General features: G+C 41.1%; 14 protein-coding genes and 1 CRISPR repeat array. All 14 genes read right to left on the reverse strand.

The annotated features are described in order from the left end of the window. Positions 1–19 precede the first annotated feature (19 nt). The 14 genes from PN499_RS02460 to cas10d all read right to left on the reverse strand — a co-directional run bounded on the left by PN499_RS02460 (position 20) and on the right by cas10d (position 13,661). Positions 20–922 carry a M48 family metallopeptidase gene (locus PN499_RS02460; protein WP_272030097.1) on the reverse strand — a complete coding sequence of 301 codons (903 nt, stop codon included), beginning with the start codon at positions 920–922 and terminating at the stop codon, positions 20–22. Positions 923–1,128: 206 nt separating this feature from the next. Continuing rightward, the gene (locus tag PN499_RS02465) at positions 1,129–1,596 is read right to left on the reverse strand and encodes a type II toxin-antitoxin system VapC family toxin (protein WP_272030098.1); all 468 of its coding nucleotides are present in this window, start codon (positions 1,594–1,596) and stop codon (positions 1,129–1,131) included. After that, positions 1,587–1,787 (reverse strand): hypothetical protein, encoded by a 201-nt coding sequence (locus PN499_RS02470; protein ID WP_272030099.1) that lies wholly within the window; start codon positions 1,785–1,787, stop codon positions 1,587–1,589. The genes PN499_RS02465 and PN499_RS02470 overlap by 10 nt, the downstream gene beginning before the upstream one ends. A gap of 28 nt (positions 1,788–1,815) precedes the next feature. Further along, positions 1,816–3,036: direct repeats of the CRISPR family, unit length 37 nt; unit sequence GTTTCAATCCCTGATAGGGATTTAGTTTAATTGCGGC. 184 nt (positions 3,037–3,220) lie between these two features. Next, positions 3,221–3,571, reverse strand: coding sequence for a CRISPR-associated endonuclease Cas2 (locus PN499_RS02475; protein WP_272030131.1), 351 nt, complete (start codon positions 3,569–3,571; stop codon positions 3,221–3,223). Continuing rightward, entirely contained in the window at positions 3,511–3,879 is a 369-nt protein-coding gene (locus PN499_RS02480; protein WP_272030100.1) for an aspartyl protease, read from the reverse strand. Before PN499_RS02480 ends, PN499_RS02475 begins: the two co-directional genes overlap by 61 nt. After that, positions 3,876–4,193 carry a hypothetical protein gene (locus tag PN499_RS02485; protein WP_272030101.1) on the reverse strand — a complete coding sequence of 106 codons (318 nt, stop codon included), beginning with the start codon at positions 4,191–4,193 and terminating at the stop codon, positions 3,876–3,878. Before PN499_RS02485 ends, PN499_RS02480 begins: the two co-directional genes overlap by 4 nt. A 139-nt stretch (positions 4,194–4,332) precedes the next feature. After that, on the reverse strand, positions 4,333–4,608 hold the full coding sequence (gene cas2, locus PN499_RS02490) for a CRISPR-associated endonuclease Cas2 (protein WP_272030102.1): 276 nt from the start codon (positions 4,606–4,608) through the stop codon (positions 4,333–4,335). 2 nt (positions 4,609–4,610) lie between these two features. Further along, positions 4,611–5,612: a type I-D CRISPR-associated endonuclease Cas1d gene (cas1d, locus tag PN499_RS02495; RefSeq protein ID WP_272030103.1), complete on the reverse strand. Its 1,002-nt coding sequence runs from the start codon at positions 5,610–5,612 to the stop codon at positions 4,611–4,613. 24 nt (positions 5,613–5,636) lie between these two features. Further along, positions 5,637–6,230 carry a CRISPR-associated protein Cas4 gene (gene cas4, locus PN499_RS02500; RefSeq protein WP_272030104.1) on the reverse strand — a complete coding sequence of 198 codons (594 nt, stop codon included), beginning with the start codon at positions 6,228–6,230 and terminating at the stop codon, positions 5,637–5,639. Positions 6,231–6,246: 16 nt separating this feature from the next. Continuing rightward, positions 6,247–7,152 (reverse strand): CRISPR-associated endoribonuclease Cas6, encoded by a 906-nt coding sequence (cas6, locus tag PN499_RS02505; protein WP_272030105.1) that lies wholly within the window; start codon positions 7,150–7,152, stop codon positions 6,247–6,249. A 92-nt stretch (positions 7,153–7,244) separates the two neighbouring features. Then, a complete protein-coding gene (locus PN499_RS02510; protein WP_272030106.1) occupies positions 7,245–8,264 on the reverse strand; it encodes a PDDEXK nuclease domain-containing protein in 1,020 nt (339 codons plus the stop codon). A 187-nt stretch (positions 8,265–8,451) separates the two neighbouring features. Then, positions 8,452–9,159: a type I-D CRISPR-associated protein Cas5/Csc1 gene (gene cas5d / locus PN499_RS02515; RefSeq protein ID WP_272030107.1), complete on the reverse strand. Its 708-nt coding sequence runs from the start codon at positions 9,157–9,159 to the stop codon at positions 8,452–8,454. A 5-nt stretch (positions 9,160–9,164) separates the two neighbouring features. Continuing rightward, positions 9,165–10,199, reverse strand: a complete 1,035-nt coding sequence (cas7d, locus tag PN499_RS02520; protein ID WP_272030108.1) for a type I-D CRISPR-associated protein Cas7/Csc2 — start codon at positions 10,197–10,199, stop codon at positions 9,165–9,167. Positions 10,200–10,268: 69 nt separating this feature from the next. Then, positions 10,269–13,661, reverse strand: a complete 3,393-nt coding sequence (cas10d, locus tag PN499_RS02525) for a type I-D CRISPR-associated protein Cas10d/Csc3 (protein WP_272030109.1) — start codon at positions 13,659–13,661, stop codon at positions 10,269–10,271.

Raw genomic sequence — 13,661 nt, forward strand, 5'->3', positions numbered from 1 at the left:
CCTAGCCCCTAGCCCCTAACTATAATTTTGAGATAAAATCCCAATCTGAAGGGTTGGGCTCTGGATCTGGATCTTCGGTTTTTTGTGGTAATTTACCCGTATCGAGTAAGGATTGATATTCTCCTGAATCAACCCATTTAAAGAGTTCTGCCATTCGCATTACTGCCCAGGAAAGACGAAATTCCATGAAGCTAAATACTTTAGTAATTTGATCTATACTATCAAGATTAGTAGCCATAAATTCACGGGCTTGATCTTCAAAATCGTTGATTGTATCATCCGTTAAATATTCTTCTGGTATTCCTGCTACTTTCATTAGAGTTGTAATTGCTACTTCCAGATCTTGACAAGCTAATAAACCGGAACGATCGGCGGTAAATTTGGACATGACTACCCAATTGAGGAGGGCAAGTTCTAATCCATTTGAGGCAATTGCACCTAGTCCGAAGGTTGTACTCGCGATCAGTCCTTTAACAGCGGGCAGGACATAGACCATTTGTTGATAGGTCATATATTTGCCTTTGATGCGAATGAGTTCGTGTCCAAGGAGAAAGCATAGTTCTTCATTTGTCAACCATTCCATTGCTTCTAAATTCACACCGATTGTCGGTTTTTCTACGCCGAAGGCATACGTACCAATCTGTCCTCTGCCGGGGGAAAGATAGAGTTCTGGTAAGGGGTTAACGTCTAAGACTTGGCAGGTTTCAACAAAGGGATTGTAGAGTTTAGGAAAGTTTCTGGGCGTGACTTTAAATTCACTACCCAAGGTTTGCATTCTGAGGATGCGTTCTATGCCATATTCGTTGACTTTTTTCATCAAAAATGATAGTCCGGGCATTTTTTCGAGGGATGCTAAGGCTTTGCGGTCGAAGGGATGTTGATAGATTTCGGGATTAATTCTGATGAAGCGTTTGTCGGTCATTGATTTGGCTGTGGGTGGGGGATGGCTGTTATGGATTTTATCAGATTGGGGAGGTTTGTAATATTTAGGACTTACGCTGATGGCCCAGAAACCGGGTTTTTGAGGGAATCTATGGGTAATAACGAAGTATTTTCGTCATAAAACCCGGTTTCTTTGGTTAGGTGCGTAAGTCCTGATATTGATATTTGATAGTAAAAAATGCTTGATTATTTTTTTATTGTCAACTTCTTCGCTTTTTGCACGTTCGCTAAAGCAAGGGAAGTATTAGGTAGCTTTTCACGAAAGGGAATTACCTGAATCAGTCCCGTCTGAAAGACTTCATCGTAGGTGATAACGGGCAAACTTTCGAGTTCTGCTTGGGCCATAATCATGCGATCAAAGGGATCGCGATGAGCAATTGGTAAGTTTCCGGCTCTGAGGGCATGGGTTGTGGTGATGGCAAGCTCAATGAATTTAGCCTGGTGCAATATCTGCAAGTATTCCTCTACTAGCTGCTTAGCTTCAGGTAGTTTACCGATGCGGTATTTGGTGGCAATTTCCCAAGCAGAGGCACTGCTAACGAGAATGCGATGGTCTGGGTTACGAATGAGGTCTCGACAGTCATTGTCAAGTTTTGGGTCGTCAAAAAGCCACCAGAGCAGGATATGGGTATCAAGCAGGTAGTTTATTCCCATTGTTGCAATTCCTCTTCTGGTAAAGGCTCAAAGAAAGCTTCAGTGATTTGTCCTGTTAGCAAGCCAGGGGTGCGAGGCTGTGTAAGCTCTCCCCCTAAACCGAGGCGAAAGTGACGAATCAGGTCATAAATTTCTTCCAGTTTTTCTTCGGGAATGTCTTGGAGTTCTTGGATAATTTTCTGAATCAACATAGATTAAATTCTACCTCTGTGGTTGTTGGTTTCAATCCCTGATAGGGATTTAGTTTAATTGCGGCGATGGCAAAAGTAAATCCGCTCCTAAGAAAATTGGGTTTCAATCCCTGATAGGGATTTAGTTTAATTGCGGCGCAACTGTGGATTTGAATGATATGAAGTTTCAGTTTCAATCCCTGATAGGGATTTAGTTTAATTGCGGCTTTGAAGACGAGAAAGACGCGATACTCCTGTCTAAGGTTTCAATCCCTGATAGGGATTTAGTTTAATTGCGGCGTTCACCTCATTGGTGGCGCTGCATCAATCTTCGTGTTTCAATCCCTGATAGGGATTTAGTTTAATTGCGGCATGCTGCCTTTAGCTGAAATCCTATCTGTTCGGTGGTTTCAATCCCTGATAGGGATTTAGTTTAATTGCGGCGGTTGTAGAAGTGGAAGCCTTCGACTACGATTCTGTTTCAATCCCTGATAGGGATTTAGTTTAATTGCGGCGGGGGTAGCCTGTCGGTGCGCTGTAAACAAACTACGTAGTTTCAATCCCTGATAGGGATTTAGTTTAATTGCGGCGAGCGGATGTGCATTGAGATGAAATTACAGCCAAGTGTTTCAATCCCTGATAGGGATTTAGTTTAATTGCGGCGAGAAGGCAGACCTCCAGTTTGAGCAAGCTCTCATCAAGTTTCAATCCCTGATAGGGATTTAGTTTAATTGCGGCCTGTGCAATAATAAGCAATCTTGCCATTAAATTGATCTAGTTTCAATCCCTGATAGGGATTTAGTTTAATTGCGGCTCAGAGGATTCTAGCCTACGCCCTAAAAGCTCAGTTTCTGTTTCAATCCCTGATAGGGATTTAGTTTAATTGCGGCAAACTATAAACTCCGCAATTGTTGAGAGTTCCTACTTTTGTGTTTCAATCCCTGATAGGGATTTAGTTTAATTGCGGCTTATGAGTATGTGTGTGAGGTAGTAGCGCAATGTCAGGTTTCAATCCCTGATAGGGATTTAGTTTAATTGCGGCAGAAACTCTCTCATAACTTTGGTGGTGGGTAAACAACTTTTGCCTGTTTCAATCCCTGATAGGGATTTAGTTTAATTGCGGCTAGAGGGCGGCTTGTTGATGCTGCAACTCTTAAAAGTTTCAATCCCTGATAGGGATTTAGTTTAATTGCGGCTTTTTGATTTTAAAATGGGAGGTGTAAGCTTACTAAAGTTTCAATCCCTGATAGGGATTTAGTTTAATTGCGGCCGTCGGTTTTTGAAACCCTTACTATATTTAGTTTTCAAGGTGCAGTTTCGGGAATGTGATCTAAAAGTATCATTCCAGCCATTGACTTGTCAATACCATCCCGCGAACTTTTCTGTAAATCCTTATCCTGTAAAGGTTCCAGCTATTGCGGGAATCGTTTTTTAAAGTCAGGGGCATCAAACCCTTATCCCAGTTGCGTTACAGCCGAAAAATTTGACACCCCAAAATTTACACCTACCGATTCCCGCAAACTAGGCAAAAAATATACTCCTGTGTGCTGGTGCAATCCCGCCAATGCGCTCAATTTTACCCCGGCAGCAGGCACAGAGAGGAAAAAAGAGAATACTATCGTTTCTCGTCTGTTTCTTGCTTGCGATAGGCGTAGATGCCGGCAGCAGGCACAGAGAGGAAAAAAGAGAATACTATCCTCTTCGGGTTTGATGATTTTACCAAGGCGCGATCGCAGTTCCAATTCTACCCCAGCGTCAACATCCCCGCTCCAAAATTCACAGCCAAAGGCAACAATTTCAACCATTGCAAACCCAAAATCGGTTCAGGAATCCCCGAACCTACCAATACAGGAATCACATACTCCTGTCCATCCAGCACAACTCTACCCTCATAGACATCAAAAAAGTCAATACCCCGCGCCGTCTGCATCGTTCGATTGCGTTCAAGCAAAACCCAACCCAAACTTTCAGCATCTTGAGTATCAAGGGCCAGCAAACCTGTAGTAAACCCAGTATCTAATAACACATCAATCGGGAAACTCTCGCCATCTAATGCAATTAAATCAATCTCAAAAATCAGTTCTCCAACTTCACCAAACCTACCACTAATCATATATTACCACAAGCTCCCGTCTCATTGAGCCGGAATGTCACCAGCCAACCACTAGGATACTTTTCACGAGCCTTTTGTGCAGCCACTTCCTCTTCTCGATCGATAAAATAATCCCCACTATTCGGCTCAATAATCATAAACCAGTTATAGTGTTCATCCATCAGTTTAGGACAAATTATATCAAAAATTGCTTGGCTACGCTGACAGCGCTCATTTCGTTCAGCTTTGCGCCTAGCTAACTCCTCTGACGGTATCGTAAATTCAGGAAATAACCTACCTCGGCGACGAGGACGATTTGATGTTTTTTGAGTCATAGCTAGACTTGGTTATTCAATATATTTGTAATTATATCCAAAACCTTACACTTAGTGTCAATCAATCAATTTGTAATCAATTTGTAGGGTGCATCAAAGGTTGATGCACCCTAGTCTATAGGCTATCAATTCCCGCAAACTAGGCAAAAAATATACTCCTGTCCGCTGGTGCAATCCCGCCAATGCGCTCAATCTTACCCCGACAGCAAGCACAGAGAGGAATAAACAGAATACTATCCTCTTCCGGCTTAATGATTTTACCAAGGCGCGATCGCATTTTCGCATACTGAGTCTCATTCAAATCTGCACACTCAAACCCACTGTACTGCATCCATTGACCGTAAGACTTAAGAATCTTGTGAATCTTTGTCCGGCGTTTATCTTCAGGGACATCGTAACAAATGAAAAAGTACATAGCTACCTCAAAACTAAAGGTGGATATTGGTCAATCTCGCCCATCAAATATTTCGCCAACAATCGCGCCTGAATTTCAAAAGCTTCTTGATAAGTACACTTTTTCCCCAAAACTGGATGCTTAAACTCAGACTGCTTTTTCTTCTCATAAGCTTTCAGAAACTCTTTCCGTCCCTCTATCGACAACCGCACCACATTACTAATCGGTTCCACCGTAAAATCATTAATAGTAATAATGCGGCGGTTAATCGCATTAAAAATCATATTATCCGCCACCAAAGGGCGAAACTCTTCCATCAAATCAAAAGCCAAACCTACGCGGCCATAGCGTTGCACGTGAAGATAGCCCAAATAAGGGTCAAAACCGACAATATTAATCGCACTTTGCACATCATGACGTAGCAAAGTGTAAGCAAAATTCATCAAGGAATTAACCGCATCGGTAGCCGGCCGATGTCTGGGTTTAAATACAAACCCTTCAGCCCGAATTAATTGGTTAAAAACCCCAAAATAAGCCGCACTTCCAGCACCTTCCAACCCTCGCAGGGAATCAATATTATGAGTTTTGTCAAGTTTGGGAATAATGTTAGAAATCTGAGTAATTGCTGATTCCAGATTGAGTTCTGAATGATCCCGCTTAGTTTGGGTTAAACTATTGCGATAATTCTTCAATTTCCCCCGAATAAAACCCTGGACAACGTGAATCGCTTGGGGAGTTTCCCCTGCGGCTTTCCACTGGGCGTTACGCACGAAGATATTTTTACTTAACTCTGGTTCTAGCTTACCTAAAAAGTGTCCAGTATCAGAGAGAAAAGTCAGGGGAATTTTACGCTGCATAAGTTCATCAATCGCAGCGGGGGAAATCGTCGCCCGTCCCATAATTACTACGCCGTCTAAATGAATTAATGGCACATCTTGTAAGGTTTGATTTTTGAGCTTAACGTTCAATCGCTCATCATTTTTGCCAATAAAAACATCATCTTGATTGATATAAAGTGTTCCCATGATTGTGACTCCTAAGTATGAAGGTTAATTAAATTCTTGATAGCGTGTCATTTTCTGAGCAACTTGAGGCAAACATTGCTCTTTCAAGCTGCAACCTTGACATTTTTTGCTGTAAATAGCCGGCGGCATCTTACCAGTTTGGAGTAAAACTTGTAAAGTTTGAACAGTCGCGATCGCGCTTTGTCTTAACTGTTCCGAAATCTCCACCAATTGCCGTTGATGAGATTGAGCATAATAGACATAACCCTGAGTAATTGTTTGTCCCGTCATCTCCTCCAAACACAGAGCTTGAGCGCAAACTTGTAACTCATCATTATCCCATTCACCCTTCTTTCCGCGCTTATATTCAACGGGGTATAATTTGCCCTCCGCCGACTCAATTAAATCTGATTTGCCAATCAGTTGATATTTTTCAGACTTCAGCCAAATCGCCCTAACTTGCCAAGTTTCATCGCGGTTAATCTCACTAAGAGTATGGACGCGATCGTGCAAGCTAGTCCCTTCAATGGTATATTGATTGTCAGAAAATTCACCCGCACAAAACATTCGCCAACAGCGGTGAGGACAATAGCTGTACTGATTGAGAGCCGCAATAGAAACGTAGTCAATTTCATTCATAGTTTATACCTCCAAATCACCCTTCAAAAATTGATTGAATAGCAGAAATTTGCTGTGAAATCTTCTCAGCACTCTTATCAGCCACATCGGGAATCAACTTAATGGGAATCCGTCGAGTCATTCCCATCCCCATCGTCGTTTTCCTCCCCAGTCCACAGTAGAGACTAAAATCAGCTAAAGCATTAATTTGCTTAATAACTAACGGTTCAACATCTCCTAAAATCCGATAAGTAACTTCCCCGACAATCCCGATAAACTTGCTCCGAGAATCTGCTAAAATCTCCGTTTTGATATTGACAAAACTAGAGAAAAGTGATTCAATGGAAGAGCTGGCAATTTCCACGCCGCTGTATTTATTCCATCGACTTAAGAGACTGTTAAAAACGCATTCTCTAGTCGGGATAACCGAGTCATAGTCTCCCTGTCGAAAAGCAGTAGGCGTGGCAAAACTGAAGGCAATAATCCGATTAGTTTCCGATGCTTGCTGATACAATTGAGAGTAAGTGCAAGCATTAGCCCAAGGCTGATTAAATTGAGGCGTTCCCAGGATACCAGTAATGTGTAAATCAGCAGGGCCAAGATGCCAAGGATGCTTAGGATTAAGATTGAGCCAAAGGTCAGTTAATTTGCCGAATAAAGTATCATCTATGAGAGTAATTCGCCACCAGCAGGGAGTGTGGGCAGGTATAGGTTGATGATGTTCCCATTGGAGGGGATAATGTTTATTAGAGTGGTATTTTTGGGTTTGTAATGGGCTGAGGGTGAAGGCTTTATCCGCTGTGGCTTCGTGGAGGTAGTCACCGAGTTTTTTGTCTGCGGAGCTCACGAGGGTGAGGAATAGGGCGTGGAGATGTCTTCCTGTTAGGTATCCGGGGGGAATTGGGGCCAGGGGGAGGAGATTGAGGATGAGGCTGTGGGGCATAATTGTTGTGTAGAATAAAGGGATATTTTACTGCAAAAGTGAGTTTTAGATATTGCCTATAATCGAGATGAAATTGATTATAATTAGCGATTTTACTCAATTTCATCTAATAATTTAGCAACTTGTTCTGGAGCCGGAAGCTGATTTTTTAGTTCTTCAGGCAGTTTAGAAAGTAATTGATAAGTGGCAACACCAATTGGTTTATTTGATTCCTTAAGTGCATATTCAACAATTGTTTTATCCTTTGATTTACAAAGGATAATGCCTATAGCATAATTTTCATCTGGTAACTTTGCGATATCATCTAAAGCAGCCAAATAAAACTGCATCTTGCCTACATACTCAGGTAAAAACTCACCAGTTTTTAATTCAATTGCAACTAGACACTTTAGTTGACGGTGATACATCATCAAATCAATAAAATATTCGCGATCGCTAATTTCCAAGCGATACTGACTGCCAATAAAAGCAAACATTCCACCCATTTCTTTGAGGAATGGTTCAACTTTTGCTAGGATTGCTTGTTCTAGTTGCCGTTCGCTATGTTCGTCTCCCAATTCCAAAAAGTCAAAAGTATAATCATCCTTAACTGCTAGTTTTGCTTGATTGCGAATTTCCTCTGGTAAAGAGCGATCGAAGTTAGTTTGATTAAGGAGTGTCTTCTCATAAGTTTGATTCTCAATTTGGTGGATTAAAACATTTTTTGTCCAGCCAAATTTGCGAGTCATTTTAATATAAAATTCTCGCTCTAAGTCATCTTTACATTTTTCGATAATGACGATATTGTGAGTCCAACCAATTTCTCGCACCAATGGTGCGAGTTTTTCATTTTCAGTATAAGTTTCGTAAAAAAGCCGCATTCGCCAAAGATTAGTAGAGGAAAATCCACCAGTACCAGGAAATTCTGCCTGCAACTCTTTTGCCATTTGTTCCACCACTGATTTACCCCAACTAGCTTGTTGTTGATGGGTGACAATCATCTTACCAATATCCCAGTAAAGAGCAATTAATTCTTGATTAACTGCTTTTAATGCTTCATATTGAGCAGACTTAATTCTTTGTTTCACTTGAATCATAAGATCTTTGTAGTCTTCTGTAATTGGGTTATTCATTGTCCAATTTATTCATCTTTGAGGAATAGTGTGTCAGTAGAGGTATAGCGGTTCTCAGGTAGATGAGGTATATATTAAAGCTCAAAAGCCTTGATATACATAGAATCTAACGTACCTCATCTTTCTGAGAAAGGCTATACGTAGTTACGCTGAAGCAATTGGGGGTGCTAAAGCGCAACTACATACCTTAATCGACCTTGAAGCGATATTGCATACAGGCCGGAATTTTGATGTTTTCAACTTGGTAATATTGCCCGTTAATTTTGACATTTTGAATCAAACTTACTGGGGGCATATTAACCACATCGTAGCTAATCACTTGATGAGAAAACATCACATCTAAGGGATTGAGGGGATGAGGACAAATAAACTGTTGTTCAGCAGTTGAACGTTTTACTTCCTGAGTAGCTTTAATCTCTATTTCAGCCTTGCTCATCCATTTTCCTAAACGTATCCACTTTGCCAGTTTTAGAGGCTGTTCTGAGATGATAAAAAACTCAAATTTGCTTTCAGGAGCTATTTCTTTTGCTCTGCCAAAACTAGGAATATTCTTCTGGGTTTTCTCCATTTCAACGTGATAGTTGTTATTGGCATATTTCCAGGTATTGAGAGTAGAGGAATGGGAGATTGCTTTTGCTGGGGTGACATAAATTCCCTGTTGATTGAGTGGTGTTAAATGCTGCTCGTATTTGGGAATTTGTTCGGGGCAAAAGTAGCGATAGGAGTGTTCTTCAGGAACAGTAGTAGAGTAGATTTCGCTATCTACTAATCCTAGTGCGTAACAGAGGGCGTAATTGTGAATTATTGGCTCTGTTTCGTAGAGGCGGCCGATTTCGCGGGTGGCGAAATAGAGGCTATCGTGTAGCTCAATTTGGCAGCGGTAAATTAGAGGCATTACTGTTATCCTCCCTTAGCGGCTTTTTCGGATTTAGCTTTATCAGCTTCAGATTTCTGCTTAATGTGTTTTTTATTGTAGGCTTTAGCTTCCGTGTCAGCTTGCTGTAAAATTCCTTTAATTCCCTCTTCACTACCTGTCAGAGATTTAACCTCATTTAACAAAGCGGTAAACTTAGCACCCACAAAATCTGTATGCACAATAAATTCCTCAGACATTAATGATTGGATAGCACTACTCGCGGCAAAAATCACATCATTTTCATTGAGTGGATCGCGGGAATTGAGTTTATTTTCAGCGTGCAATTGGTCGTAAATTGCTTGTGTCCAGCGGAGGTTACTGGTAATTTCACCGTCGGCAAATATTACACCAATTAACTCATTTCTGACTCTGCCTGTGCGGGTAGTTTGAGCGCCATAGTGCCGCGTTCTGAGGATGTTGTTAAAGACATATAAGAAACCCGATTCAGTCGGATCTTTTAATGTTACAATGCTAGGGAAGAAAACCTGGGGTTTAATGTGATCTTGCTGATTGATCCGACTCGTGACTTCCCCGGCTTTGGAACCTGCTTCACCTTTAGATGCCATTGTGCCATTTTCAAAGGGAGCATTGAGAGTAAAAGTTTCGTGAGATTCATCAAAACCTGTAATTGAAAATGCGGTATCAACTACTACTTTTGATTTCTCTGATCCAGAGTCACCAATTGCAAATCCGTAAATAATACAATCAGGATTATCCATTGCAAATTTGACATTATATTCGCAGTCTTCAGCGGTCATTAAGCCATAGTTTCGCAGCAATTCACGACCAACTAAACGCTCTGGCGTGGACTGTTTTCGTTTAAACATTGTCAAGCGACTAATGGGATTTTGGTCTTTAATTCCGGCACGAACTCGCGCCTTATTTAGTTCTCCATCGGTTTGAAAAAGTGGGTAAGATTCTGTGACTCTGATAGTCAGGAAGTGAGCATATTTACCCATTGGTTTGTAGGGGATGTCTGCATGGAAGAACTTAGAGTCAACTGTTTTCAAGAAAGGCATGATTTGTCTCCTAAGTAAAAATGTGAGTGGTGCAATTTGCCTCTAGACTGTTCAACAAGAATTTAAGCTTTAATTTTTAGCTTCCTCTTGTGAATCATCGGGAGATTGGTCATCTTTAGCGCGATTGTCTTTGTCATTTTCTAAGCGGTAAAGAAATTCGCAAGTGTCGCGGATTAGATTGATTTGACGACCCGCTAAACGAGCGCGATCGCCCGCAAATGATTTGTCAAAAACCTCCTCTACAAAGTAGCGAGCAAAGTCTAAAACTGCCTGTCGTTCTTCCTCCCGATTGCTGAAAATCCAGCGTCCTTCCGCAGTAGAAGAATGAACGCGATCCATGAGCTTGGACACTTCAGCAGCAACCGCTAAAACTAAAGATTTACCCTGAAAACTAGGATCGGCTTCAAGGATAGTTTTAGAGGCAATATCAATCGGTTTTAGTACAGCATTTGCCTTGGGGTTATATCGCTTATTTGCACGGTAAAATTTGCGATATAACTCCGTAAGCTGTTGGGGGTGATTTAAGCTTGATTCATTTGTCACAGTCAATCGTTCCTCCTGATTATTATAGCTAGCATAAGGGTCAAAACAAGGGTAAAAATCATAAGCATAAAGCTTGATTTTTTCAATCCTTGCGGTTTCAATTCCTTGCTTCCGAACCCACTGATTTAGGTAGTTAAATACATAAAGTGGACTCGTTTCAAAATCCTTGGCGAGTTCTGTCAATTTGCCCCAGTTGGAGTCATAACCGGACTTCCCTTGTTTTGCATTAACATCAAGATGAATGGCATAAGCAGCAGTTAAAACATTCAAAGGTGCAGGATAAGATTTACCGTTTTCTTCCCATCCTTCTAAGATGTAGTCGAGGCGAAAACGATCGCGCTTCGTCAAAACCCTAAAAGCTTGCGGCGCACTGTCGAGAAATACGGTTTCTTCAAACTCTGCACCGTCATTAAATGGGGGAATTGGCGATTCGGAAACAACCGTTTTGACATCGAGAATCATGGGGAAGGCAAAGGCTAACCAAGTTGGCATTACCCAAGATTCCGTATCAGTTGAATCTCTGCCAGGGGGAAGCGCCATGAAGTAAAATGTGAGGGGTTGGTCTTCGGGATAGGATAGTTTAAAAGTGCGGTCTTTTCCTGGTTCGATGTTTTCATCAATTAGAAAATTATCTACACTTTGGTAGCGTTCTTTTCCAAAATTAGCCTGCATTTCTTTACTGATAAAATGATTGCGAATGCTGGTATCAAAGCGAGTCTGGGCAATGCTACTGTAGGCTTTTTGCAAAAACTTATTAGTCTCAGGCGTGAAGTAATAAGTAGGATAAAAGTAGAGATAGCGATATTTGCCATCTTCAAATTTTTTACCCACAGCTTGAGTTTGATTCATCAATATTTGTCTCAGCATCATTTCAATGCCGGCAATACTAGAAATATTGCGTTTAGCGTTAGAACCTCCCAACATTTGTTTGTTTGTGTAAACTTGCGGGGTGAACAAAACCGCTGATTCCATTTGCTCGGTAACGGTGTAAGCTGAATGAGAAATAGAACAAATTAACTGTCGTCCTCTCCCCTGTTTTTTAGCTAGTTGATAGCGGTCTAATTCATCTAAGAATACGTCAGCGGATGCTGTAACCGATGGTGCTTTTCCTGGTAACATAACCACCCGTGTTACCCAGAGACGTAAATCGTCCCAACCATCAGGTAATTTATACTGTGAAATGATTGGTTTAATCAGTTGGGAAATATGCGCGATCGCGTCTTCACCAATTCGATAAATATCCTCTGGACTTATACCTCGGTGAGTGTCTAAATACTTGGCTGCTAAGTAATACCATTCGTAGGGAACGCCGCCTGTATTACCTTTTAGTTTTAGTTCTTTGAGGCTCTCATTAATTCTCTGGATTTCTCGAAGTTGTGGCAGAAAATTAGCCAGATTCCAAAATTCAGCAATTTTATAGAGTAACTTTTCCGGTGAATCTAAATTATCTGGCAATTTGGGTAATTTCTTATCTTTCTTGCATTCAGCTTCAATTTTATTAATTCGTTCTCCCCAAATTTTGCGGCTGACTACATCGCCAAATTCGGCAATTTGATCGATCCGAATGTCATCCTCAAATTTGAAATCGTAATCCGCAGACAAAACATTTTGTCTTTGAAACTTAACTAGGTTTTCGCTGCGACTTTTAGCAACAGAATCTTTGCTAGGGTTAAGAATCCGTAATGTTGCTCTAAGTGCTACTTCCATCAATCCAAAATCATCAAAAAATTGCTCGTAATATTCGGCATATTTCATGCCTTTTCCGTCTCTGCCAAATCCTGTTTGTCTGTTTAATAGTTGTCCGCCACAAAGTGTTTTAATTTTGTCAATAACTCGCTCAGGCAAGTCTTGAACTGAGACAGGGGGAGCATCGCGCCTTGCTAGGTAAATTACGCCTGTTGGTAGGTAAAGCAAGGGTTCATAGTAGGTGTAATTCTCCGTATTTAGAGCAGTATGTACCTCCATTAAAGCGTTATTTACAACGTTAGTAAGTACGCCTCGATTCTCGGCAATGCTATGGTAAGTAAACTTTAATTGTCCGTCACTTAGACTGTGAATTAACTCGTTTAGTCTGGTATTTTCTGCATCTTGAGGGTGTTTAATAATGGAGGCGAGGGAGTCTGCTAAACAGGTTAAATCTGAAAGACTCCGAAGAGTGCGATCGCGCAATCTTGGACTTAAGCCAAATTGTGAAAAATTCCAGTTTGTATCCCAACGTCTTTGAGCGTTATAAGCAACACAAAGTAAATCATCAATATAGTCTCTATAGGTTTCTGAATTTTCAGGATTGATGAATTGATCTAATCCTAGCTGTCGGACTTTTTCCTCAATAATTTTGCGGTGTTCTTCCAGGGGTAATTTGCGGCAATTATTGGGTACATCTGGAAATTTTTCAAAGTCGTGTAGAATAAATCCAGCAATCACTAACCGCCGTTCTAGTTCTTGCACTACTCGCATCACAGTAGTATCAAGTTTTTCTAATCGCTGTTCAATTAAATTCGCAGGGAAAAGACCATTTAGCAGGTGAGTATTGAGAGACTGATCGCCTGCATTATCCCGCCTGACATTCTCTTTTCCTTGCTGGCGATCGAGTTTGTCAAAAAACTTGCCACCTTTTGCTGTGACACCAATGGCAACCCGCAGCAAATTTGGCAGTACATATTCTGCAAAATCTACCATAACGCGATCGCCTGGATTTTGACTTTGAATTGCTTCTCGCAATAGCTTGAGTGTTAGTAAATCTCGCTGTTCGGGTTCGATGGTGCGATCGGATGTTTCAAAGCTAGAAGCTAATTCTTCATCTTGTAACCAGTCATTATCACCATCATCTGATTGCTCTAAATTCAGATCAACTTCGAGATCAAATAAAGAGAGTTGTTGATACTCTTCATCAGGTTTTTGACGTTTTTTAGCAGCCAT

This window comes from Kamptonema animale CS-326, assembly GCF_028330895.1.
Taxonomy (GTDB): domain Bacteria; phylum Cyanobacteriota; class Cyanobacteriia; order Cyanobacteriales; family Microcoleaceae; genus Kamptonema; species Kamptonema formosum.